21 protein-coding genes are annotated in these 20,983 nt (G+C 67.3%); 5 read left to right on the top strand and 16 right to left on the bottom strand.

Annotation, left to right across the window (positions count from 1 at the left end; translation table 11 throughout):
• Positions 1-13: 13 nt before the first annotated feature.
• Entirely contained in the window at positions 14-889 is an 876-nt protein-coding gene (locus AC0KWY_RS18380; RefSeq protein WP_474026926.1) for a ZIP family metal transporter, read from the bottom strand.
• 92 nt (positions 890-981) lie between these two features.
• Positions 982-1,473 carry a Cys-tRNA(Pro) deacylase gene (gene ybaK, locus AC0KWY_RS18385; RefSeq protein WP_474026927.1) on the bottom strand — a complete coding sequence of 164 codons (492 nt, stop codon included), beginning with the start codon at positions 1,471-1,473 and terminating at the stop codon, positions 982-984.
• A gap of 142 nt (positions 1,474-1,615) precedes the next feature.
• Here ybaK and AC0KWY_RS18390 point away from each other — a divergent pair, with 142 nt between their 5' ends.
• The gene (locus tag AC0KWY_RS18390; protein ID WP_474026928.1) at positions 1,616-1,954 is read left to right on the top strand and encodes a FlxA-like family protein; all 339 of its coding nucleotides are present in this window, start codon (positions 1,616-1,618) and stop codon (positions 1,952-1,954) included.
• Here AC0KWY_RS18390 and AC0KWY_RS18395 read toward each other — a convergent pair.
• The 5 genes from AC0KWY_RS18395 to AC0KWY_RS18415 all read right to left on the bottom strand — a co-directional run bounded on the left by AC0KWY_RS18395 (position 1,945) and on the right by AC0KWY_RS18415 (position 7,471).
• A complete protein-coding gene (locus tag AC0KWY_RS18395) occupies positions 1,945-4,290 on the bottom strand; it encodes an ATP-binding protein (protein ID WP_474026929.1) in 2,346 nt (781 codons plus the stop codon). The two genes, AC0KWY_RS18390 and AC0KWY_RS18395, sit on opposite strands and share 10 nt — an antisense overlap.
• Entirely contained in the window at positions 4,287-5,195 is a 909-nt protein-coding gene (locus tag AC0KWY_RS18400; protein ID WP_474026930.1) for a phosphate/phosphite/phosphonate ABC transporter substrate-binding protein, read from the bottom strand. The genes AC0KWY_RS18395 and AC0KWY_RS18400 overlap by 4 nt, the downstream gene beginning before the upstream one ends.
• 81 nt (positions 5,196-5,276) lie before the next feature.
• A complete protein-coding gene (locus AC0KWY_RS18405; protein ID WP_474026931.1) occupies positions 5,277-6,080 on the bottom strand; it encodes an SIMPL domain-containing protein in 804 nt (267 codons plus the stop codon).
• A 19-nt stretch (positions 6,081-6,099) separates the two neighbouring features.
• Positions 6,100-7,020, bottom strand: coding sequence for a site-specific tyrosine recombinase XerD (gene xerD / locus AC0KWY_RS18410; protein WP_474026932.1), 921 nt, complete (start codon positions 7,018-7,020; stop codon positions 6,100-6,102).
• Positions 6,995-7,471, bottom strand: coding sequence for a methylated-DNA--[protein]-cysteine S-methyltransferase (locus AC0KWY_RS18415; protein WP_474026933.1), 477 nt, complete (start codon positions 7,469-7,471; stop codon positions 6,995-6,997). Before AC0KWY_RS18415 ends, xerD begins: the two co-directional genes overlap by 26 nt.
• Before the next feature lie 131 nt (positions 7,472-7,602).
• On the opposite strand from AC0KWY_RS18415, the gene AC0KWY_RS18420 reads away from it, so the two are divergent.
• From AC0KWY_RS18420 to AC0KWY_RS18430, 3 genes are all read left to right on the top strand, one after another.
• Entirely contained in the window at positions 7,603-8,397 is a 795-nt protein-coding gene (locus AC0KWY_RS18420; protein ID WP_474026934.1) for an amino acid ABC transporter substrate-binding protein, read from the top strand.
• Between the two features lie 82 nt (positions 8,398-8,479).
• Positions 8,480-9,133 (top strand): amino acid ABC transporter permease, encoded by a 654-nt coding sequence (locus AC0KWY_RS18425; protein WP_474026935.1) that lies wholly within the window; start codon positions 8,480-8,482, stop codon positions 9,131-9,133.
• A 10-nt stretch (positions 9,134-9,143) separates the two neighbouring features.
• Positions 9,144-9,896: an amino acid ABC transporter ATP-binding protein gene (locus tag AC0KWY_RS18430; RefSeq protein ID WP_474029753.1), complete on the top strand. Its 753-nt coding sequence runs from the start codon at positions 9,144-9,146 to the stop codon at positions 9,894-9,896.
• A gap of 9 nt (positions 9,897-9,905) precedes the next feature.
• Here AC0KWY_RS18430 and AC0KWY_RS18435 read toward each other — a convergent pair whose 3' ends face one another.
• Genes AC0KWY_RS18435 through AC0KWY_RS18445 form a run of 3 tightly spaced genes read right to left on the bottom strand, consistent with a single transcriptional unit; the run spans position 9,906 to position 12,820 of the window.
• On the bottom strand, positions 9,906-11,072 hold the full coding sequence (locus tag AC0KWY_RS18435) for an acyl-CoA dehydrogenase (RefSeq protein ID WP_474026936.1): 1,167 nt from the start codon (positions 11,070-11,072) through the stop codon (positions 9,906-9,908).
• Positions 11,069-11,533, bottom strand: a complete 465-nt coding sequence (locus tag AC0KWY_RS18440) for a bacteriohemerythrin (RefSeq protein WP_474026937.1) — start codon at positions 11,531-11,533, stop codon at positions 11,069-11,071. The genes AC0KWY_RS18435 and AC0KWY_RS18440 overlap by 4 nt, the downstream gene beginning before the upstream one ends.
• A gap of 30 nt (positions 11,534-11,563) precedes the next feature.
• Positions 11,564-12,820: a glutamate-5-semialdehyde dehydrogenase gene (locus AC0KWY_RS18445; protein ID WP_474026938.1), complete on the bottom strand. Its 1,257-nt coding sequence runs from the start codon at positions 12,818-12,820 to the stop codon at positions 11,564-11,566.
• Between the two features lie 113 nt (positions 12,821-12,933).
• On the opposite strand from AC0KWY_RS18445, the gene AC0KWY_RS18450 reads away from it, so the two are divergent.
• A complete protein-coding gene (locus tag AC0KWY_RS18450; RefSeq protein ID WP_474026939.1) occupies positions 12,934-13,173 on the top strand; it encodes a hypothetical protein in 240 nt (79 codons plus the stop codon).
• Between the two features lie 12 nt (positions 13,174-13,185).
• Here AC0KWY_RS18450 and AC0KWY_RS18455 read toward each other — a convergent pair whose 3' ends face one another.
• Genes AC0KWY_RS18455 through AC0KWY_RS18480 form a run of 6 tightly spaced genes read right to left on the bottom strand, consistent with a single transcriptional unit; the run spans position 13,186 to position 20,975 of the window.
• Complete coding sequence (locus tag AC0KWY_RS18455; RefSeq protein ID WP_474026940.1) at positions 13,186-14,091, bottom strand: diguanylate cyclase; 906 nt, start codon at positions 14,089-14,091, stop codon at positions 13,186-13,188.
• Positions 14,088-16,685 carry an ATP-binding protein gene (locus AC0KWY_RS18460; protein WP_474026941.1) on the bottom strand — a complete coding sequence of 866 codons (2,598 nt, stop codon included), beginning with the start codon at positions 16,683-16,685 and terminating at the stop codon, positions 14,088-14,090. The genes AC0KWY_RS18455 and AC0KWY_RS18460 overlap by 4 nt, the downstream gene beginning before the upstream one ends.
• A complete protein-coding gene (locus AC0KWY_RS18465) occupies positions 16,682-17,215 on the bottom strand; it encodes a YfiR family protein (RefSeq protein WP_474026942.1) in 534 nt (177 codons plus the stop codon). Before AC0KWY_RS18465 ends, AC0KWY_RS18460 begins: the two co-directional genes overlap by 4 nt.
• A gap of 7 nt (positions 17,216-17,222) precedes the next feature.
• Positions 17,223-19,391, bottom strand: a complete 2,169-nt coding sequence (locus tag AC0KWY_RS18470; protein WP_474026943.1) for a TonB-dependent receptor plug domain-containing protein — start codon at positions 19,389-19,391, stop codon at positions 17,223-17,225.
• 34 nt (positions 19,392-19,425) lie between these two features.
• Positions 19,426-20,457, bottom strand: a complete 1,032-nt coding sequence (holA, locus tag AC0KWY_RS18475) for a DNA polymerase III subunit delta (protein ID WP_474026944.1) — start codon at positions 20,455-20,457, stop codon at positions 19,426-19,428.
• A complete protein-coding gene (locus AC0KWY_RS18480; protein WP_474026945.1) occupies positions 20,457-20,975 on the bottom strand; it encodes an LPS-assembly lipoprotein LptE in 519 nt (172 codons plus the stop codon). The genes holA and AC0KWY_RS18480 overlap by 1 nt, the downstream gene beginning before the upstream one ends.
• Positions 20,976-20,983: the final 8 nt, after the last annotated feature.

The following is a 20,983-nucleotide window of genomic DNA, read 5'->3' on the forward strand; positions in this document are numbered from 1 at the left end:
GTTACCGTCGGTATCAGATTGCGACGGCGAGCGTCGTCATCACCGCGAAACCGGCGAGCAGGCCGGCAGTACCGGCCGCTTCGCGGCCCGCCCGGTGCGAGGCCGGGATCAACTCGTGGCTGACCACCCAGAGCATGGCGCCGGCTGCTGCGGCAAGCGCCAGCGGCAGGGTGGCGCCGGCGAGGCTGCTGGCGATCACCCCGAACAGGCCGCCGACCGGCTCGACGAGACCGGTGGCGAGCGCCGTCAGCGCGGCGCGCCAGGGGCCGGCGCCAAGCGCGAGTATGGCGCTGGCGACGATCCAGCCTTCCGGCACGTTCTGGATGGCGATGCCGAGCGACATCCCGTGATCGACGCCGGACGCCGCGGCAACGCCGACGGCGAGGCCCTCCGGGACGTTGTGCAGGGCGATCGCGGCGACCACCAGGCCGATCCGCGGCAAGTCCTGGCGACTGTCGATGTCCTCGACGTGGGCGTGCGCGGTGCGCCGGTCGATACCGTGCATGACCGCGGCGCCGGCGAGCAGGGCGAGCGCGGTGAGCGTACCCAGCGGCCACGGCGCGGCGCTCGCCGCGACCGTCTCGACCGCCGGCACGAGCAGCGAAAAGAGGCTGGCGGCGAGCATCATGCCGCCGGCGAGGCCGAGCATCGGCGCCATCTGCCGTTCGTCCGGACGGCGCAGGAAGAGCACGGGCAGCGCCCCGAGCCCGGTGGCGAGGCCGGCCAGCAGGCTGGCCTGGAGGCCGTGCCAGGCCATCGGATGGGCGGCGAACCAGGTGATGGCCTGATCGATGCCGAACAGCAGGGCGCCGGCGGCGAGCGCGACGCCGGCCAACCAGCGGCGGAGGAGGCCGGGATGGGCAAGGTGACGGGCGACGAGTTGGGTCATGGCAGTTCTCCGGTGGCTGACGGAAGAACTTTATGGCCGCTGCCTTGATAGTTCCAATCGATTGCTTAAATCGATTTGATAGTCAATAAAAATCAGTCGGCGAGGGCGGCCTCGACGCACTTCGGGCGCAGCGTGCGCAGGATTTCCTTGGGGTCGAGGGCGACCAGGAAGCCGCGGCGGCCGCCGTTGATGTAGATCAGCGGCAGGTCGAGGATGCTCTTCTCGATGAACACCGGCATCGCCTTCTTGGTGCCGAAGGGGCTGGTGCCGCCGACCAGGAAGCCGGTGTGGCGGTTGGCCACCTCAGGCTTGCACGGCTCGACCTTCTTGCACGGAATCTGCCGCGCCAGTTCCTTGGTCGACACCTTGCAGTCGCCGTGCATCAGCACGATCAGCGGCTTGCCGTTCTCGTCTTCGAAGATCAGCGTCTTCACCACGGCGTGCTCGTCGACGCCGAGTTCGCGGGCCGAGACGCGGGTGCCGCCGTGCTCCTCGTAGGCGTAGAGATGCGGCGTGAAGGCCACCTTGTTCGCCTTGAGGAACTGGGTGGCCTGGGTTTCGGGGGCGTGGGCGGCTTTGCTCATCGGATTGCGCTTCGGGTCGGGAGGCGCAATTTTAGCGCGGCCGGCGGGCCGCCGCTCTTTACCTGCTTTTACCCGGCAGCGGCGCAAGCCGCGCTCATCGATGCCGTAAATGTAGACAGCAAAAAGACATAGGGAGAACACCATGGCATCGATCAGTGCGGTCGGCGGCACGACGCCAGTCAGCGCCAGCGCAGCCGGTTCGGGGAATGCTTCGGCGTCGCGCATTGCCGCGCTGCAGAAACAGTTGTCGGCTTTGCAGAAGGAATTGAGTCAGTTGCTCAAGGATCCGTCCGAGGAAACCGAGAAGCAGGCCGAAATCCTGCAGGCGCAGATCGCCGCCCTGCAAGCGCAGATTGCCCAGTTGCAGGCGCAGGAGGCGCGGGAAGCCGCGCAGGCGCAGAGCGAACAGGGCAGCGCGGAAAAGGGGGCGGCGGCGAGTGGCGACGACATTCTCGGCACGCAGGTCGATCTCTACGTCTGAGGCGGCGTTTCCGCGTCTTCCGGCAGCCAGCGCAGCAGCGTGGCGAACAGCCGGTCGGGGTCGATCGGCTTGCTGATGTGGTCGTTCATGCCGGCCGCCAGGCAGATCTGGCGATCCTCGTCGAAGGCGTTGGCGGTCATCGCCAGGATCGGCGTCCGCGTGTGCTGGGGCAGGCGGCGGATGGCGCGGGTGGCGTCGAGGCCGTTCATCTTCGGCATCTGGATATCCATCAGGATCAGCGCGTAGGCGTTCTTGCCGGCCAGGGCCAGCGCCTGTTCGCCGTCCTCGGCGACATCGACGGCGAGCGCGGCGTCTTCGAGCAGCGCCAGCGAGACCTCGCGGTTGATCGGCTCGTCCTCGGCGAGCAGGATGCGGGCGGCGTGGTGACGCAGGCGCAGGCTTTCCTCCGGCGCCTGCGCCGCCTTGGGGGCGGCGTCCTCGCCGGGCGCCGCCGTTTCGAGGTCGACGCTGAACCAGAAGGTGCTGCCGACGCCCGGCGTGCTGTCCACGCCGAACTGGCCTTCCATCATTTCGATCAGCCGCTTGCTGATCGCCAGACCGAGACCGGTGCCGCCGTACTTGCGGGTGGTCGAGTTGTCGGCCTGCTCGAAGGCGGTGAACAGGCGCTGCTGGGCCTCGGGCGAGATGCCGATGCCGGTGTCGATGACGGCGAAGCGCAGTCTGGCCATGTCGTCCCGGGTGGCGAGTGCTTCGACTTCGATCCGGACTTCGCCGTGTTCGGTGAATTTGACGGCATTGCCGGCGAAATTGAGCAGGATCTGTTCGAGGCGCAGGGCATCGCCCAGGAACTCGCGGCGGGCCAGTTCCGGCGCTGCCTCGCTGACCAGGCGCAGCCCCTTGCTGGCGGCGCGCTGGCCGATCAGGCTGCCGACGTTCTCCAGTACGCCGCCCAGACGGAACGGGGTGTGGGCGAGTTCCAGGCGGTTGGCCTCGATCTTGGAGAGGTCGAGGATGTCGTTGATGACGTGCAGCAGGTGGCGCGACGCCTGATCGATCTTGCCCAGTTGCTCGTTGAGCGCCGGGTCGTGGCTGCGCCGCAGGAGGACGCCGGTCATGCCCATGATCGCATTCATCGGCGTCCGCAACTCATGGCTCATGTTGGCCAGGAAGGTGCTCTTGGCGCGGCTGGCGGCTTCCGCCGCGTCGCGTGCCTGCGAGAGGTCCAGCGTGCGTTGTCGCACTTCCGCTTCGAGCATGTCCTTGTGGCGGGCGAGCAGCAGTTCCGCCTGCTTGCGTTCGCTGATGTCGGTGGAAATGCCGCACAGCGCGTAGATGTTTCCCCGTTCGTCGCGCAGCGGCAGTTTGACGGTCCAGTAGATGGTGTGCCGGCCGCTGACCAGGTTGACATTGTCTTCTTCGGTGCGGATCGTTTCGCCGTCGCGCAGGGCCAGGGCGTCGTTATGCCTGATCTGCTCGACGGTGGCGGCATCGAAGAAGCGGCTGTCGTCGTGGCCGACCAGTTCATCGAGCGAGCACCGGAACAGTTCACGGACCGGGCGGTTGGCATAGAGGTAGCGGCCCGCGCTGTCCTTCAGGTAGATGCAGGCGCTGACGTTGTCGAGGATGGTTGCGTGGCGTGTCTCGCTGGCGCGCAAGGCTTCGCTGCGCTCGGCCAGGGTGTCGAGCATGGCGTTGACCGCCTGGCCCAGGCGGGCGGCTTCGTCGTTGCCGGCGAGTTCGACGCGACGCTCGGTGGCGCCGCGCTGGACGGCGTCGGCAACGCGCTGGATGGCATGCAGACGGCGCGTCAGGTAGCGCGCGGCGAGCGCGGCGAAGGCGCTGGAGAAGAGGATGGCGAGCAGCGTATAGAGCAGTCCGTCGCGCCGGATACGGGCGATTTCGCCGGCCAGCGCCGGATCGCTGATGCCCAGGCGCAACCAGCCGACGCTCTTGTCCTGGAGCAGGATCGGCGTGGCCAGGTCGACGGCGAGGCGGGGCTGGCGCAGGACGGTGGTGGCGGGCTGCGGCGGCAGGTCGTCGAGGTAGAGGCCGCGCTTGTCCGGGGTGTTGTGGGCGAGGATCTGCCCGCGCAGGTCGAGGATGATGGCGTGCTGCAGGCCAGGATAATCGGCCAGTCCGTCGACGATCTCCTGCAGGCCCGCGAAGTCGCGGGCCGCCACCCAGAGCGCCGCCGAGGCGGCGACGCTGCGGGCCAGCGCGGTGGTTCGCAAGCGGTGTTGCTCGATCGCGAAATTCTCCTGGCGGCGGCTGGTTTCGAGGACGAACAGGGTCATGATCAGGGCAACCAGGACGGCGACGCCGACCGCCAGTTGCCGACGCAGGTTGCCGAGCAGCAGATGGCGAAGCTGCGTCATCGCTGCTCCACCGGCCGGACTTCCTGCTCGAAACGCCGAATGTAGGCGTCGACCACCTGGTAGGTGGCGTCGTCGGCGAAGTGGAAGCGGGCGGTCGACATTGCCGCCAGGACCCGTTGGCCGCTGTCGCTGTCCTCCAGCTTGAGCAGGGTGTCGCGGACGGCCTGGACGAGGGAGTCGGGAACGTTGTTGCGCACCATCACCGAGTTGTTGAGCAGCGGCGTGGTTTCCCAGAGTACGCGCAACTGCGCGGCCTCCGCCGGGTGATCGCGCTGGAACAGGCGCCACGGCGGCGGCCAGGTGGCGGCGACCGCGGTGTGGCCGAGATAGGCGCTCATGATCGCCGACTCCTGGGAACCGACGTAGCTGTTTTCGATGTCGCGATTGACGTCGAGTCCGTTCTCGTGGAGGTAGTACTGCGGCATGATGCAGGCGGCGAGCGCGGTCGGCGACGGATAGCCGACGCGCTTGCCCCTGAGGTCGGCGGGCTGGCGGATGTCGCTGTCGCGGCGGACGATGAAGATGCCGCGAAAATCCTCGGCGTCGCCGGCCATGGCGATGACGCGGTAGCCCAGCTTCATCGCCTGCAGCGATTGCCAGGGGTTGGGGAGCAGGAATTCCGGGCCGCGAGCGCGGAATTTTGCCTCGTAGGCCTGATAGTCGCGCGACGCCTCGAGTTCGAAGCGGGCTTCCGGAATGCTGGCGTTGAGCAGGTCGATCAGCGGCTGGTAGGCTTCGGCGAGCTTGCTCGGGTTATGCAGCGGGTGCACCGCAAAACGGTAGAGCGGGGTGGCGTCGGCCGCCGGCGTCGTCCGGTAGTTCAACGGCAGGGCCGTGTCCTGCGGGCGATCGCAGGCGGCGAGCAGCACGCACAGCGTCAGTGCCAGCAGGCGCAGCAGGCCCATCGATCTCCCTCCGTGTTTTTCTGCCCGTCAAGGTAGCGCCAAACGTCGGGCCCGGCAAGCTCGGCTAAACCCCGGCGCCGCTTACTCGATGGCGTACTCGATGGTGACGACGACGCGCGCCTTCTTGTCCACCGTCGTCTTGTCATAGACCCCGCCGTAATCGCTGGCCTCCTCTTCGCTGCCGTTGGACGGCAGGATGTAGAAAGCGCCCTGCGATGCCGAGCGCATGGCGCCGACCCGGGCGTCGCCGACCTTGGCGAACTCTTCGGCGCGTTGCCGGGCGTTGCGGGTTGCCGCGCCGATCAGCGACATCTTGATGCTTTCGAGGTCGTTGATCAGGTAGCGCGGGTCGTCATAGAGGATGGGTTTGCCCTGCGCCTTGAGTTCGATGATGGCGGTGTGCGCTTTGGCGATGGTATCGAGCGCAGTGGAACGGACGACGAACAGTTGCTTGCCGTCGAAGCCGCGCTGCACCTGGCGCGATCCGCCTTGCGGCAGGGATTCGTATTCGTGGTGCGGGCTGACCGATTCGGGGCCGGCGCTGGCACTGTCGGCGGCGAAGCCCTGTTCGGCCAGGAAAGTGTCGATGACTGGCCGCGCCTGACGCAGCGCCTTCAGGGTGGCGGCGAAATCGTCGCCATGCACGGCAATGCCGATGCTCCATTCGGCGGAGTCGGCCTTGACCGGTTTCTCGGCCAGGCCCTTGACCGAAATGCTCTGCTTGGGCGCGCCCAGCGTCTTGAAATGCTTCGCCATCACCGTCGCGCCGCCGATCAGGCCAAGGGCGAGGAGGAGGCCAAGGCCGATCAGTGGCCAGGAATTGCGGTTGTCCATGGGGAGGTTCTCGGAAGGAAAGCCGGCATCGTAACGGCGGATCGCGTCCATGCCAATGGCAAACGTGTTTTCAGCCGCGCGGGTGATGGACGGCGTGTAGCGCCTTCAGGCGTTCGCGGGCGACGTGGGTGTAGATCTGCGTCGTCGAGATGTCGGCGTGGCCGAGCAGCAACTGGACGACCCGGAGGTCGGCGCCGTGGTTGAGCAGGTGGGTGGCGAAGGCGTGGCGCAGGACGTGCGGCGACAGCCGGGCGGGGTCGATGCCGGCCACCAGCGCGTAGCGCTTGACCAGATGCCAGAAGGCGTGGCGGGTCATGGCGCCGCCGCGCGCGGTGACGAACAGCGCGTCGCTCTGCCGTGGGCCGAGGATGTCGGCGCGGCTCTCGCGCAGGTAGCGGACGATCCAGTCGATCGCCTGCTCGCCGAGCGGCACCAGGCGTTCCTTGCTGCCCTTGCCGAAGGCGCGCAGCACGCCGTCGTTGAGGCTGACCGAATGCAGTTGCAGACCGACCAATTCGGAGACGCGCAGGCCGGTCGCGTACAGCGTTTCCAGCATGGCGCGGTCGCGCCGGCCGAGCGGCGTGGCGAGGTCGGGGGCGGCGAGCAGGGCGCCGACCTGGGCTTCCGACATCACCTTGGGCAGGCGGGCGGGCAGGCTGGGGTTGGCCAGCTTCAGCGTTGGATCGACGACGATGCGGCCGCGGCTGACCTGCCAGCGGTAGAAACGGCGCAGCGTGGACAGGTAGCGGGCCTGCGAAGTGGCGCGCGTGCTGCGCGACAATTCGGCGATGAAGCTGGCCAGCGTGCTCTCGCGCAGGTCGAGCAGGGCCTCGTGACCGTGTCCGGCGAGCCAGCCGGCGAGCCGGCCGAGGTCGCTGCGGTAGCTGGCGAGCGTCGTCTTGGCCAGGCCGTCTTCCAGCCAGAGCGCATCGCAGAACTGGTCGATTTCGGCGAGGTCGGCCGTTCTAGCGGCCAAAACCGGCGTTTTCATGCTGCAGCAGCCAGCGTTTGATCGAGAGCAGGAAACCGCCGCGTTCGCGGGCGAAACCGCCAAGTCCGCCGTGGCTGGCGACGACGCGATGGCAGGGGACGACCAGCGGGTAGGGATTGGCGCCGCAGGCCTGGCCGACGGCGCGCGGCGCATTGTGCAGGGCTTTCGCCAGCTCGCCGTAGGTCTGCGTGCGGCCGCCGGGGATCGCCGCGATCTGCGCCCACACCCGGCGCTGGAAGGCGGTGCCGGCCGGGCGCAAGGGCAGACCGAAGACGAAGGCCGGGTCGGCCAGGTAGGCTTCGAGCTGGCGCGCTGCCTCGGCCGCCAGTGGCGTTGCCGGCGCTTGCGCCGCCCGCGCTTCGAGGAAATCGATGGCGGTGATCTCGTCGTCGCTGCAGCGGATGCCGAGCGCGAAGCCGGGGGCGGCGACGATGGCTTGATGGTCGGACATGCGGGTTCCTGGTCGGCGGGTCGGCGAAGTTTATAACGTGCCGCGTGCGGTGTGGTCGTTGCGAAGCGGGCGGCGGTTTTGGGGGATAATTGCCGGCTATTCGAAAAATTACCTTTTCCAGGAGTTTACGCATGCATCCGCGCCTTTCCTCCCTTTTTGCGGCGCTCGCCGCGACCACCCTGATCGCTGCCTGTGGCAAGTCCGAGGCGCCGTCCGCCGCCGTGCCGGCACCGGCGGCGGTGACGAAGATCGTCGTCGGTCTCGACGACAACTTCCCGCCGATGGGTTTCCGCGACGCCAAGAACGAGCTGGTCGGCTTCGACATCGACCTCGCCCGCGAAGCCGCCAAGCGCCTCGGCGTCGAGGTCGAATTCAAGCCGATCGACTGGAACGCCAAGGAAGCCGAACTGAGCGGCAAGCGCGTCGATGTGCTGTGGAACGGCCTGACCATCACCGAACAGCGCAAGGAGCAGATCGCCTTCACCGCGCCCTACCTGGAAAACCACCAGATCGTCGTCGTTGCCGCCAATTCGCCGGTCAAGGCCAAGGCCGACCTGGCCGGCAAGGTGGTCGGCGTCCAGGAAGGCAGCAGCGCCGTCGAGGCCATCGAGAAGGATGCAGTCGGCAAGTCGTTCAAGGAACTGAAGAAGTTCGGCGACAACGTCGCCGCGCTGATGGACCTGACCACCGGCCGCCTCGACGCCGTCGTCCTCGACGAGATTGTCGGCCGCTACTACGTGGCCAAGAAGCCGGGCGATTACGTCATTCTCGACGACAACTTCGGCACCGAGGAATATGGCGTCGGCGTGCGCAAGGACGACGCCGAGTTGCTCGGCAAGCTGCAGAAGGCGATGGACGAGATGAAGAAGGACGGCGCTGCCGCCCGCATCTCGACGCAATGGTTCGGCAAGGACATCGTCAAGTAATCCCTGTGTGAACCGCTGACGGGCCGGCTTGCCGGCCCGTTCTTTCATCACTCCCATGGCGCCCGCCTGACGGGCTGACAGCATGGACTATCTATTCCAGATTCTCGGCCCGCTGCTCGACGGCACCGCGGTGACGCTGCAGGTCTTCCTGCTCACCCTGGTCCTCGCCGTGCCGCTCGGGCTGGCGCTGGCCCTGGTCCGCGTCTCGCATTTCCGTACCCTGGCCCGGCTGGTCAGCGGCTACATCTGGCTGATGCGCGGCACGCCGCTGATGCTGCAGATGCTGTTCATCTACTTCGCGCTGCCCTTCGTGCCGGTGATCGGCATTCGCCTGCCCGATTTCCCGGCGGCGATCGTCGCCTTTACGCTCAACTACGCCGCCTACTTCGCCGAGATCTTCCGCTCCGGCATCCAGTCGGTCGGCCGCGGCCAGTACGAGGCGGCGCGCGTGCTCGGCATGAGCTACGGCCAGACCATGCGGCGCATCATCCTGCCGCAGGTGGTCAAGCGCATCCTGCCGCCGATGAGCAACGAGACCATCACCCTGGTCAAGGACACCTCGCTGATCTACGTGCTGGCCATGAACGACCTGCTGCGCGCGGCGCGCGGCATCGTCCAGCGCGATTTCACGACCATGCCCTTCGTCGTCGCCGCCGCCTTCTACCTGATCATGACCCTGGTCCTGACCTGGGGCTTCATGCGCCTGGAAAAACGCTATGCCGTCTATGAAGACTGAAGCCGTGCCGATGATCGCGGCGCGCGACATCCGCAAGCACTTCCACGGCACCGAAGTGCTCAAGGGCGTCTCGCTCGACATCGGCAAGGGCGAGGTGATCGCCGTGATCGGCCCGTCCGGTTCCGGCAAGAGTACCTTCCTGCGCTGCCTCAACCACCTGGAAACGATCGACGCCGGCAGCATCGTCATCGAGGGCGAGACGCTGGTCGAAACGGACGCCGCCGGCCACTGCCGCTACGCGCCGGAAGCCGAGGCGCGGCGCATCTGCCGCAAGATGGGCATGGTCTTCCAGCAGTTCAATCTGTTCCCGCACCTGACCGTGCTGCAGAACGTCATCGAGGCGCCGCTGACGGTCAAGGGCCTGAGCCGCGACGCCATCGTGCCGCGTGCCGAGGAGCTGCTGCGCAAGGTCGGCCTGCTCGCCAAGTGCGGCGCCTATCCGTCGCAACTGTCGGGCGGGCAGAAGCAACGGGTGGCGATTGCCCGGGCGCTGGCGATGGAGCCGGACATCATGCTGTTCGACGAACCGACTTCGGCGCTCGATCCCGAACTGACCGGCGAAGTCTTGCGCACGATGCGCCAGTTGGCCGAGGAGCACATGACCATGCTCGTCGTCACGCACGAGATGAGCTTCGCCCGCGACGTATCCAGCGAAGTCATTTTCATGGATCACGGCGAGATCGTCGAGGCGCGGCCGGCCGGCGAAATGTTCGCCGACCCGCGCCACCCGCGCACCCGCGCCTTCCTCGATCACATGCTCTGAAGCGCCGGCTCAGAACGCCGAAATGCCGGTCTGGGCGCGGCCGAGGATCAGCGCGTGGATGTCGTGCGTGCCCTCGTAGGTGTTGACCACTTCCAGGTTGACCAGGTGACGGATGACGCCGAACTCGTCGGAAATGCCGTTGCCGCCCAGCATGTCACGCGCCGTGCGGGCGATGTCGAGCGCCTTGCCGCAGGAATTGCGCTTCATCAGCGAAACGATTTCCGGCGTCGCGCTGCCGTCGTCCATCATCCGGCCGAGGCGTAGCGCGCCCTGGATGCCCAGCGCGATCTCGGTCTGCATGTCGGCGAGTTTCTTCTGCACCAACTGGTTCGCAGCCAGCGGCCGGTCGAATTGCTTCCTGTCCAGCGTGTATTGCCGCGCCGTGTGCCAGCAGGCTTCGGCGGCGCCCAGGGCGCCCCAGGCGATGCCGTAACGGGCGGCATTCAGGCAGGTGAACGGGCCTTTCAGGCCGCCGACGTCGAGGCGGTTTTCGCTCGGCACGAAGACCTCGTCCATGACGATGTCGCCGGTGACCGAGGCGCGCAGCCCGACCTTGCCGGCGATCGTCGGCGCGCTCAGCCCGGTCATACCCTTTTCCAGGATGAAACCGCGCAGCACGCCGTCGTCGTCCTTGGCCCAGACGACGAAGACGTCGGCGATCGGCGCGTTGCTGATCCAGCGCTTGACGCCGGACAGCCGCCAGCCGCCGGCGACCGCTCGCGCCCGGCTACGGGCGCTGGCCGGGTCGGAACCGGAGTCCGGCTCGGTCAGCCCGAAACAGCCGATCAGTTCGCCGCGTCCTAGTCTCTTCAGGTATTTCTCTTTCTGCGCCTCGCTGCCGAAAGCGAAGATCGGCAGCATGACCAGCGACGACTGCACGCTGAGCATCGTCCGGTAGGCCGAATCGACCGCCTCGATTTCCCGGGCGATCAGGCCGTAGGAAACGTAGTTCAGCCCGGCGCCGCCGTACTGCGGCGGCAGCGTGGCGCCGAGCAGACCCATCTCGCCCATTTCGCGGAACACCGCGCGATCGACCGTCTCCTGCCGGAAGGCGTCGCGGATGCGCGGCGCCAGCGCCTGGCGGGCGAAGGTCTGCGCCGCGTTGCGCACCTGCCGCTCGTCGGCGGCGAGCTGGCTGTCGAGACGGAAAGGATCGTCCCAGGCGAAACCGCTCATCGGCCGAACAGCCTGCTCAGCCAGCCGCCTGCCTTTTTCTGCTCGATCGGCGCCGCCGCTGCCACCGGCGTCATGCTGGCGCGTACCGAGGCGACGTAGTCGGCGTCGTCGCGCTTGATGTGGTTGACCAGCCAGCGGGCCAGCATGCCGTGCAGTTCCTCGGCGACGTCGTCGCCCAGTTCCATCCGCTGCTGGTACTCGGCGACCTTGCGCGTGAACAGCTCATGCACTTTCTTGTGCGGCTTGCAGTAGGGGTAGCCGGCTTCTTCCTGCATGCTCTCCTCGAAGGCGAAGTGCGACAGCGTGTAGTCGATGCAGTCGTAGATCACCTGCTTGATCTTCTCCTGATTGCCGAGCACCTGTGCCGCTTCGAGATCGTTGATGAAATCGACGATGCGGCGATGTTGCTGGTCGATGACCGGAATGCCGGTGTCGAGGTCCGAACTCCAATTGATGGGCATGCTGTTGACTCCCCGTGATGGTGTTTGTTTTCAGCCGCGGACGTGGCCGTCGCCGAGTACGACCCACTTCTGGCTGGTCAGCCCTTCGAGGCCGACCGGACCGCGCGCGTGGATCTTGTCGGTCGAAATGCCGATCTCGGCGCCCAGGCCATATTCGAAGCCGTCGGCGAAGCGGGTCGAGGCGTTGACCATGACCGACGCCGAATCGACTTCGCGCAGGAAGCGCATCGCCTTCGGGTGGTTGTCGGTGACGATGGCCTCGGTGTGCTTCGACGAATACTGGTTGATGTGGGCGATCGCCTCGTCGATGCCGGACACCACCTTGACCGAGATGATCGGCGCCAGGAACTCGGCGTAGTAGTCGTCTTCGCTGGCGGGCACGGCATTCGGGACGATGGCGCAGGTTTCGGCGCAGCCGCGGATCTCGACGCCCTTGGCGGTCAGCATGTGGGCGATCGGCGGCAGCAGCATGGCGGCGACCGCGCGGTCGACGAGCAGCGATTCGGCGGTGTTGCAGGTGCCGTAGCGCTGGGTCTTGGCGTTCTCGACGATCTTCAGCGCCTTGTTCGGGTCGGCGTCCTCGTCCAGGTAGACGTGGCAGTTGCCGTCCAGGTGCTGGATCATCGGCACCCGGGATTCGGCGAGCAGGCGGGCGATCAGGCCCTTGCCGCCGCGCGGCACGATGACGTTGACGAACTCGCGCATGGTGATCAACTCGCCAACCGCGGCGCGGTCGGTGGTCTCGATCACCTGCACGCAGTCGCCGGGCAACCCGGCAACTTCAAGGCCTTCCTTGACCAGCGCGGCAATCGCCTGGTTGCAGCGGATCGCTTCCGAACCGCCGCGCAGGATCGCCGCGTTGCCGGATTTCAGGCAAAGCGCGGCGGCGTCGGCGGTGACGTTCGGGCGCGCCTCGTAGATGATGCCGATGACGCCGAGCGGCACGCGCATCTTGCCGACCTGGATGCCGGACGGGCGGAACTTGAACTCGCCCATCTCGCCGATCGGGTCGGGCAGCTTGGCGACCTGTTCGACGCCTTCGGCCATGTTGTCGACGCCCTTCTCGGTCAGTGTCAGGCGGTCGAGCATCGCCGGCTCCAGCCCGGCGGCGCGGGCGGCGGCGACGTCTTCGGCGTTGGCGGCGAGCAGTGCCGCTTTTTCCCGGCGGATGGCGTCGGCGATCGCCTGCAGGGCGGCGTTCTTTTCGGCGGTGCTGGCGGTGGCGAGGCGGCGCGAGGCGGCGCGCGCCCGGCGGCCGATCGCCTGCATGGTTTCCTTGATGTCCATGATGCGTTTCGTTCGAAGCAAAAGGCCATTATAGCCAGACAAATCACAGGGAACTTCCGGAAGCGGGTAAACTCTTACCCGCATTGATTACGGGGCTTTCCATCGAGGACATGATGGGCGAAAAACTGATACTACCGGCCGAGGTCAAGGTCTGCGCGACTTGCAGCTACTGGGACGGCGAACGCCAGGTGGACGAGGAAATGAAACTGGTGGTGGTCGCCGATGAATGCCAGGGTCACTGCCTGGTTCAGGAAACCGACAAGCCGGCCCTGCACGACGTGCGTCGGGAATGCGACTGCATCTGGGAAGACCTCGGGCCCGACGAGCTGCCGCCGGCCGCCGACAAGGCCTGATCGGCCGAGGCTTCAGGTTTCCTGCCAGAAAACCCGGTTGCGCCCCGCGCGCTTCGCCTCGTAGAGGGCGGCGTCCGCCCGGTTGAACAACTCCGGCAGGACCTGCCCGCCGACCGGGACGACGGTCATGCCGCCGATACTGACCGTGACCACCGGCGCCACCGGCGAGTGCGGATGGGGAATCTGCAGGTCCTCGATCCGGCTGCGCAGTTCTTCCGCGATCAGCCGTGCCGCGTGGCGCTCGGTCAGCGGCAGCAGGACGGCGAATTCCTCGCCGCCGTAACGGGCCACCAGATCGCCGGGACGCCCGACCTGACCGCTCATGGCGAGGGCGATGCTGCGCAGGATCTGATCGCCGGCGGCGTGGCCGAAATTGTCGTTGTAGGCCTTGAAATGATCGACGTCGATGATCATCAGCGACAGCGGCGAGCCGCTGCGCGCGCAGCGCCGCCATTCGCTCTCGAGCTGCGTGTCGTAGCGGCGCCGGTTGGCGATCTCGGTCAGGCTGTCGATCATCGCCAGGTTTTCCAGCAGGCGCCGGTGATGTACCGAAAGCAGGTGGTTGCGCACGCGCTTGCGGACGATCGGCGGATGGAAGGGCTTGGCGATGTAATCGACGGCGCCGAGGTCGAGCCCGCGTTCCTCGTCGCTCGGCGAATCGAGCGCCGAAACGAAGATCACCGGGATGTGGCGGGTGCGGTCGTCGTTCTTCAGCCGCTGGATGACCTCGAAGCCGTTCATCTCCGGCATCAGCACGTCGAGCAGGATCAGGTCCGGTTGCTGTTCGCAGGCGCGCTCCAGCGCCTGGAACCCGTTCTTGGCCAGGATGACGCGACATTCCTCGTGCAGCAATTCGGTGAGCAGGTCGCGATTCTGTTTTTCGTCGTCGACGACGAGGACGCATTGCGGTGCGGTCATGCGAGCGATTTCCTCCACGCTTCGCGCAGGCCTTGCAGCCTGGCGCAGGCCGTATCGTATTCCACATCGTCGATCAGCCAGCCGATTTCTTCCAGCAAGGCGGCCATGTCGATGTCCTGTCCCGGCAACTGCTCCGGCAGCGCCGCCGCCAGGCGGTCGAAGCCGAGTCGGCTGTCGGCTTCGCCGGCCTTCAGGCTGACTTGCAGTCGGGAAAAGAGTTCTTCCAGCGCCGCCGGCGCCAGTCGTTCAGGGTTTGCCGGCGCTTCGGCCAGTGCCGGCAGCCGGGCCAGTTCCGCCAGCAGTCGGTGGTGTTCGCGGGCCAGCGCGGCGAAGTTTTCCGGCGTGGCGCTGGCCGGCTGTTCGCCGCTCAGCGTCTGCTCCAGCGCGCGCGCCAGCCTGGCCAGTTCCTGGGCGCCGAGCGACGCGGCAACCGATTTCAGCGAGTGCGCGAGGCGCCGCGCCGTCGCCTGGTCGCCGGCCTGCAGCGCGGCGTCGAGCTGGCGGTCGATGCCGGCGAAATCCTGCCGGAAAGCGTGCAGCGACTTCAGGTAGAAGGTGTTGCGCTGCAGGTGCAGGGCCAGCCCCTGCGCCGTGTCGAGGCCGGGAATGGCCGGCAGCGCCGGGCCCGCTCCGCCGGTTTCGGCGGGCGCATCGGCCGTCCCCGAAGGCGGCAGCCAGCGGGCGATCGCCTCGTACAGCACGGCGGGGATGATCGGTTTGGTCAGGTGGGCGTTGATGCCGGCGGCGCGCGACTGCTCGCTGTCCTCGCGCGTCGCGTGGGCGGTCATCGCCAGCACCGGCAGGTCGCGCAGGCGGGGATCGGCGCGGATCCGGCGGGTCGCGGTCAGGCCATCCATCACCGGCATCTGGATGTCCATCAGAACCAGCCGGTAATCCTCGCGCGCCAGGGCGTCGAGCGCCTGCTGGCCGTCGACGGCGATGTTGACCTGGAGGCCGACCTTCTGCAGCAGGGCGATGGCGATCCTGCGGTTGAGGGGAATGTCCTCGACCAGCAGGATTTTCTCCCCCTGCCAGCGCGGCGTGCCGCGCGGCTTCGCCGGGGGCGGTGCGGGCAGGCTGGCGGGAGCGCTTTCCAGGCTGGCAGTGAAGCGGAACACGCTGCCCTGGCCCGGTGTGCTGTCGACATCGATTTCGCCGCCCATCAGGGTGACCATCTGGCGGCAGATCGAGAGGCCCAGCCCGGTGCCGCCGAAGCGCCGGGTGATGCTGCTGTCGGCCTGGGTGAAGGGCGAGAACAGGCGGTCGAGCTGCTCGCGCTCGATGCCGATGCCGCTGTCGGCAACCGTGAATTCCAGGCGTACCCGCTCGCCGTTGCTGGCCAGCCGGCGGACGCCGACCCGGATACTGCCCTGCGCGGTGAACTTGAGGGCGTTGCCGATCAGGTTGATCAGGATCTGGCTCAGGCGCAGCGCGTCGCCGAGCAGGCGTTCGGGGATCGCCTCGGCACCGCTGAATTGCAGCGCCAGCCCCTTGTCGCGCGCCTTGAGGGCAAAGAGGGCGGCGACCGAATGGAAGACGGTGGCGATCTCCAGCGGTTGCCGTTCGAGCGTCAGGCTGCCGGCCTCGATCTTCGAGTAGTCGAGGATGTCGTTGATGATGCCGAGCAGGGCTTCCGACGACTGGACGATCTGCTCCAGGAATTCGCGCTGCTCGCGTGCCAGCGCCGTCTCGCTGAGCATGTGGCCGAGGCCGATGATGGCGTTCATCGGGGTGCGGATCTCGTGGCTCATGCGGGCCAGGAAATCCGACTTGGCGCGGCTCGCCTCGCGGGCCTCGGCGATCGCCTGCTGCAACTCGGCGGTGCGCAGCGACACCATGCTTTCCAGCGATTCGCGGTAACGCGCCAGTTCGCGGTCACGGACCTGCAGCGAGTCGAGCATGCGGTCGAAACTCTGGCTCAGGCTGCCGATCTCGTCGTTGCGCCGGGTGGCGATGCGCTCGTCGAGTTGGGCGTCCTGCGAAATCCGGTTGGCCAGGCGGTCGAGTTGTTCCAGCGGCGCCATCAGGCGGCCGACGACGACGCGGGTGAGGATCAGCGCCAGCACCAGGGCGACGCAGAGCAGCAGCGAAGTCTCGCGGATCGTCCGTTGCAGCGTCAGGTGGTACTGCTCGAGCGAAACCAGGAGTTCGACCTGGGCCGCCGAGCGATAGTCTTCGCCGAGCTCGATCGGCGTGCGCACAACGAGGATGTCGTCGAGGAAGCGGGGGCCACCGTCGATTTCCGGGAAGGCTGGGATGGCGCGGTTGGCGGCCCGGTATTCGCCGAGCTGCCGACCGTCGGGGAGGACGAGGCGGGCGGCGAGGACGGCCGGGTTGACCGCCAGCGAGTCGAGCAGCCGGCTCGCCTCACGGTGGTCGGCAAAGGCCACCGCCGCCTGCAGATTGCTGGCCAGCAGGCGGGCCTGCGCGGTCATCGAATCGCTCCATTGCGCCTGTAGTTGCTGGCGCTGCTGGGTGAAGACGAGGAGGAAGACGAGACCGACGGTGAACAGCAGGAAGGCGAAGGACAGCGCGACCAGCTTGTTGCGGATGGTCGGCGCCGGCAGCAGGCGATTCAGGGACTGTCGCGTCATGGTTCGACCACCCGCGCCAGGCGCAGCAACTGGGCGTTGAATTCGAAACCGCGGGCGAGGGCGGCGCGCCGGTTGACGACGATGCCGATGCGGCTGCCTTCGAGCGGCAACTCGACCATGCCGCCGCTGCGGGCAAAGCCGGCGATGTCGGAAACCGTCAGCACGGACCGCGTCGCGCTCCTCGCCAGCCAGGCCGGCAGGGCCGCCGCCTCGGCGCGCGGGATGAAGAGCAGGTGGCAGCCGGCGAGTTCGCCGCCGGTGGTGCGTACCTCGACCGCCGGGTTGCCCTTGTCGATCTGGGCGAGCGCCTCGCCGAACGGGTTGGCCTCGCCGGCGACGCAGAACACGGTGGGCTTCGGCACGCCGTTCTGGGCCGGCCAGTAGACGAATTGCGAGAGGCGGAAGAAGAGCACCGCCTTCATGCCGTATTCGGAGACCGGCTGGGCGATGGCGGTCGAGGTCAGCAGCGCCAGCGCCAGCGCCCGCCAGGGGCGGCGGGCTGGGTTGGGGCGGCGCTGGGTGACGGACACGCTGGGCTCAGAAGCGGTATTCGACGGTCGCCATCAGGCTGCGCGGCTGCTGCGGCACCGCCTGCATGACCGCGCTCGACGACGAGGTGTGGGCGGCGTGGTAGCGCTTGTCGAACAGGTTGTAGATGTCGAGGTAGAGCGACAGGCGTTCGTCGGCCAGCTTGTGGATGCCGACGTGCAGGCTGGCGACCGAGTAGGCGTCGGTCTTGCGCACGCGGTCGCTGGTCGGCCGGTTGATGGCGCCGGTGGTCGTGGCGTCGATCCATTGCAGGCGCGGCGTGATCGTCAGCCAGTCCTGGTAGCGCAAGGTGATGCCGAGCTTGAGCTTGTGCTGCGCGATGTTGATCTGCTTCAGCCTGGGACCGTCATCGGTCTCCCGGAAATGGCCATCGACGTAGCTGTAGCTGCCCCAGGCATCGGCGCTCCAGGCGCCGCCCAGATGCACCTGCCATTGCGGCACCAGATCGAAGCCGCTGTAGCGGTCGCTGCCGCTGTTCTGCTTCGATTCCGTGGCGCCGAGGACGACGCCGGGGATGTACTGGATCGGCACGTCGTTGCGGCGGGTGAGGATGACGTTGTCGACCTCGGTCAGGTAGGCGTTGGCCACCAGGTTGAAGGTCCGCCCCGGCCGCCAGTCCCAGGTCAGCGACCAGGTCTTCGATTTTTCCGGGAGCAGGTTGGCGTTGGGGGCGCGGAAGGTGCCGATCGGGTTGCCGGCGCTGTTGAAGCTGCCGAAGGCGCTGTAGCTTTCCTCCGGCGATGGCGCGCGGAAGGCCTCGCCGTAGGCGAGCTTCAGGAAATGGCCGGGCAGCGCCTGCCAGACGGCGCCGAGTCGCGGATTGGTGGTGTTGCCGTAGGTCGAGTACCAGTCGTAGCGCAGGCCGGCCACCGTCGAGAAGACCGGGTTCCATTGCGCCTGCCACTGCACGTAGCCCGACCAGCTGCGGTAGTTGGCCTCGTAGATCTGCAGCGGCAGGCTGGTGTTGGGATAGCTCATGCCCTGGTTGCCGGTCGACTTCGAGGTGTCGTAGGGGTGTGGCAGGTCGGGCGTTTCGATCGCCCGGTAGTCGCGGTAACCGAGGCCGGCGAGGACGGTGTGGCGGTCGTTCGGGCGCCAGGCAAGATTCTGCTCGATGCCGGTGCGGCGGCCGTAGGCGTAGTCGTAGCCGTGATCCTCGAAGTTGGTGAAGGTGTTGATGTAGCGGCTTTTCGGATCGACTTCGTAGCGCGAGTGGTCGACCAGGGTTTCGCTGCTCAGGGTTGGCGACAGGTCGAACTTGTAGCGTGCCTGCCAGGTTTCGATGGTGGTGTCCCAGTAGGCGTCGTCGAGGAAGTAGACGGCGCTGGAGCGGTCGCCGGTGCTGGTCAGGCTGCGGAAGCGGTTCTGGTAGTAGCCGACGCTCAGCCGCTCGCCGACATCGAGGCGGGCGTAGAAACTGCGGCTGCCGATGTCGCCGACGTAGTCCTCGCGTTCGGCGGCGGTCTTGGTGCCGGCCGCCACTTTCGGGAAATCCTTGCGGTAATACTCGTCGAGCGGCGCGCGGTCGCTTTTCTGGTAGTGGGCGCCGGCGGTCAGGCCGATGCCTTCGCCGAAGCGGCCGCTGGCCAGGAAATTGCCCTCGAGCGAGCCGTAGCTGCCGGCGCCGGCGGCGATCTTGCTGCCGGCTTCGCCGCCGCGGCTGGTGATGATGTTGATGACGCCGGCGACGGCGTCGGCGCCGTAGAGGGCGGCGGCGGGGCCGTAGAGGATTTCGACCTGGCGGGCGAAGTAGAGCGAGAAGTTCTCGGCGACCGGAATCTTGCCGCCGGCCGGATGATCGATGCGGACGCCGTCGAGCAGGATCAGCAGCTTGTTGTTGCTGACGTTGCCCTGGAAGACGAAGTGGTTGAACTGCGTCGACCGCGTGCCGCGCTGGAAGTCGACGCCGGGCAGGTCTTCGAGCAGGTCGGCGAGGTTCTTGTAGCGCCGGTCGCGCATCTGCTCGCGGGTGATGACGATGATGTGGGCGGGCGTCTGTTCGCGCGCTTCGGCATGGCGCGAGGCGGTGGTGACCGGCGTCGCCAGCAGTTCGTCGAGCGACAGCGGCAGCAGCGGCAATACGTTGTCGTCGGCCTGGGCCGCGCTGCCCGCCAGGAACAGGGCGAGCGCAATGGCGCCATGGGTGGCGTGTGGCATGAAAGTCCCCCGAAACATGCTGTTTCGCGGAAGCTTAACCGGGAATCCTTGCGTCGAGCTTACCCTGGCCGCAGATACGCAGGCCCAGGCGCAGGCATTCTTCCCACAGGTTGCCCTGGCCGATGCCCTTGATCAGCGCGTCGATGCGCCCAGCGTGGCGCAGCGCCGCCTCGAGCTGGGCGCTGCCCAGGCGTTGCACGGCCCGTTTGACGGCGTTCTGGCGCGCGCCCCAGACCTTGGCCTCCTTGAGCAGCAGATCGAGCGGGCGGCCGTTGTCGAGTCCGGCGCGGATCGCCGTCAGGCTGCGGATTTCCTCGCTCATCGCCCAGAGCACCAGCGGCGGCGCCTCGCCTTCCTGCATCAGGCCGTCGAGGGTGCGCGCCAGGCGGCCGACGTCGCCGGCGAGTAGGGCTTCGCGCAGGCCGTCGATGTCGTAGCGGGCGACATTGAGCACGGCGTCGCGCACCTGTGCATCGGTCAGTTTGCCGGCCGGGTAAAGCAGGGCCAGTTTCTGGATTTCCTGGTGCGCGGCGAGCAGGTTGCCTTCGACGCGTTCGGCGATGAATTTCAGGCTTTCCGGATCGGCACTCTGCTGCTGCCGGCGTAGCCGGCCGGCGATCCAGCCCGGCAGTTCGGCAAGCGGCGGGGCGTTGAGCTTGACGGCAACGCCGGCGTTGGCCAGCGTCGTGAACCAGGCCGCCTTCTCCTCGCGCCAGTCGAGTTCGGGCAGGGTGACCAGCAGCAGGTTGTCGGGCGACAGGTGCTGGCACCACTGCTGCAGCGCGGCGCCGCCTTCCTTGCCCGGCTTGCCGGCGGGGATGCGCAGGTCGATCAGCTTCTTGTCGCCGAACAGGGACAGGTTGCCGCCGGCGGCGAGCAACTGGCCCCAGTCAAAATGCGGCAGGACGGTCAGTACTTCGCGTTCGCTGTAACCGGCGCCGCGCGCCCGGGCGCGGATGGCGTCGGCGGCTTCGAGCACGAGCAGCGGCTCGTCGCCGTAGAGGACGTAGAGCGGGCGCAGTTCGCGTTCGAGATGGGCGGCCAGTTGTTCGGCCTTGAGCAGCATCAGTCGGTTTCCCGGCTCGGGTCCTTGGGCTTGACGATGCTCAGGCGACGCATGATCTGGTTCACCAGATCGCTGCTCAGGTCGCGCCAGAGCAGACGTTCTTCGATGTCCTTGGCGAGCACTTGCGAGTCGTCGAAGCTGAAGTCTCGGCTCAGACTGAGTTCGTTCGGGCCGACGATTTCCTCGCCCTTGCCATTGATCAGCCGGAAGCGGTAGGTCATCTGCAGGCGGTATTCGCGCACTCGGCCCTGGGCGTTGACGCTGAGGATGGTTTTCTGCCGGTTGTCCTCGAGCTGCTGGAAGACCGCCTCCGCCGCCTTCGGATCGGCGACGATTTCGGTACCGCCGCTGCCGCGGATGTGACGTTCGAGCCAGATCCGGACGTCGGCGGTTTCCGGCAGCGCGATGGCCATCGTCTTGTAGGGCAGCGTGTTGCCGCCCGCGCCGCGCAGATGGAAGCCGCAGCCGGCGAGGGCGGCGACGAGAATCAGGGCGAACAGCGGGCGCAGCAGGCGCATGGCGTTTT

The organism is Azonexus sp. MM2026_4 (assembly GCF_055901855.1).

Excerpts from the sequence above, each read along its gene's own strand:
- AC0KWY_RS18380 (WP_474026926.1), bottom strand. The coding sequence starts at position 889 with ATGACCCAACTCGTCGCCCGTCACCTTGCCCATCCCGGCCTCCTCCGC.
- ybaK (WP_474026927.1), bottom strand. The coding sequence starts at position 1,473 with ATGAGCAAAGCCGCCCACGCCCCCGAAACCCAGGCCACCCAGTTCCTC.
- AC0KWY_RS18390 (WP_474026928.1), top strand. The coding sequence starts at position 1,616 with ATGGCATCGATCAGTGCGGTCGGCGGCACGACGCCAGTCAGCGCCAGC.
- AC0KWY_RS18395 (WP_474026929.1), bottom strand. The coding sequence starts at position 4,290 with ATGACGCAGCTTCGCCATCTGCTGCTCGGCAACCTGCGTCGGCAACTG.
- AC0KWY_RS18400 (WP_474026930.1), bottom strand. The coding sequence starts at position 5,195 with ATGGGCCTGCTGCGCCTGCTGGCACTGACGCTGTGCGTGCTGCTCGCC.
- AC0KWY_RS18405 (WP_474026931.1), bottom strand. The coding sequence starts at position 6,080 with ATGGACGCGATCCGCCGTTACGATGCCGGCTTTCCTTCCGAGAACCTC.
- xerD (WP_474026932.1), bottom strand. The coding sequence starts at position 7,020 with ATGAAAACGCCGGTTTTGGCCGCTAGAACGGCCGACCTCGCCGAAATC.
- AC0KWY_RS18415 (WP_474026933.1), bottom strand. The coding sequence starts at position 7,471 with ATGTCCGACCATCAAGCCATCGTCGCCGCCCCCGGCTTCGCGCTCGGC.
- AC0KWY_RS18420 (WP_474026934.1), top strand. The coding sequence starts at position 7,603 with ATGCATCCGCGCCTTTCCTCCCTTTTTGCGGCGCTCGCCGCGACCACC.
- AC0KWY_RS18425 (WP_474026935.1), top strand. The coding sequence starts at position 8,480 with ATGGACTATCTATTCCAGATTCTCGGCCCGCTGCTCGACGGCACCGCG.
- AC0KWY_RS18430 (WP_474029753.1), top strand. The coding sequence starts at position 9,144 with ATGATCGCGGCGCGCGACATCCGCAAGCACTTCCACGGCACCGAAGTG.
- AC0KWY_RS18435 (WP_474026936.1), bottom strand. The coding sequence starts at position 11,072 with ATGAGCGGTTTCGCCTGGGACGATCCTTTCCGTCTCGACAGCCAGCTC.
- AC0KWY_RS18440 (WP_474026937.1), bottom strand. The coding sequence starts at position 11,533 with ATGCCCATCAATTGGAGTTCGGACCTCGACACCGGCATTCCGGTCATC.
- AC0KWY_RS18445 (WP_474026938.1), bottom strand. The coding sequence starts at position 12,820 with ATGGACATCAAGGAAACCATGCAGGCGATCGGCCGCCGGGCGCGCGCC.
- AC0KWY_RS18450 (WP_474026939.1), top strand. The coding sequence starts at position 12,934 with ATGGGCGAAAAACTGATACTACCGGCCGAGGTCAAGGTCTGCGCGACT.
- AC0KWY_RS18455 (WP_474026940.1), bottom strand. The coding sequence starts at position 14,091 with ATGACCGCACCGCAATGCGTCCTCGTCGTCGACGACGAAAAACAGAAT.
- AC0KWY_RS18460 (WP_474026941.1), bottom strand. The coding sequence starts at position 16,685 with ATGACGCGACAGTCCCTGAATCGCCTGCTGCCGGCGCCGACCATCCGC.
- AC0KWY_RS18470 (WP_474026943.1), bottom strand. The coding sequence starts at position 19,391 with ATGCCACACGCCACCCATGGCGCCATTGCGCTCGCCCTGTTCCTGGCG.
- holA (WP_474026944.1), bottom strand. The coding sequence starts at position 20,457 with ATGCTGCTCAAGGCCGAACAACTGGCCGCCCATCTCGAACGCGAACTG.
- AC0KWY_RS18480 (WP_474026945.1), bottom strand. The coding sequence starts at position 20,975 with ATGCGCCTGCTGCGCCCGCTGTTCGCCCTGATTCTCGTCGCCGCCCTC.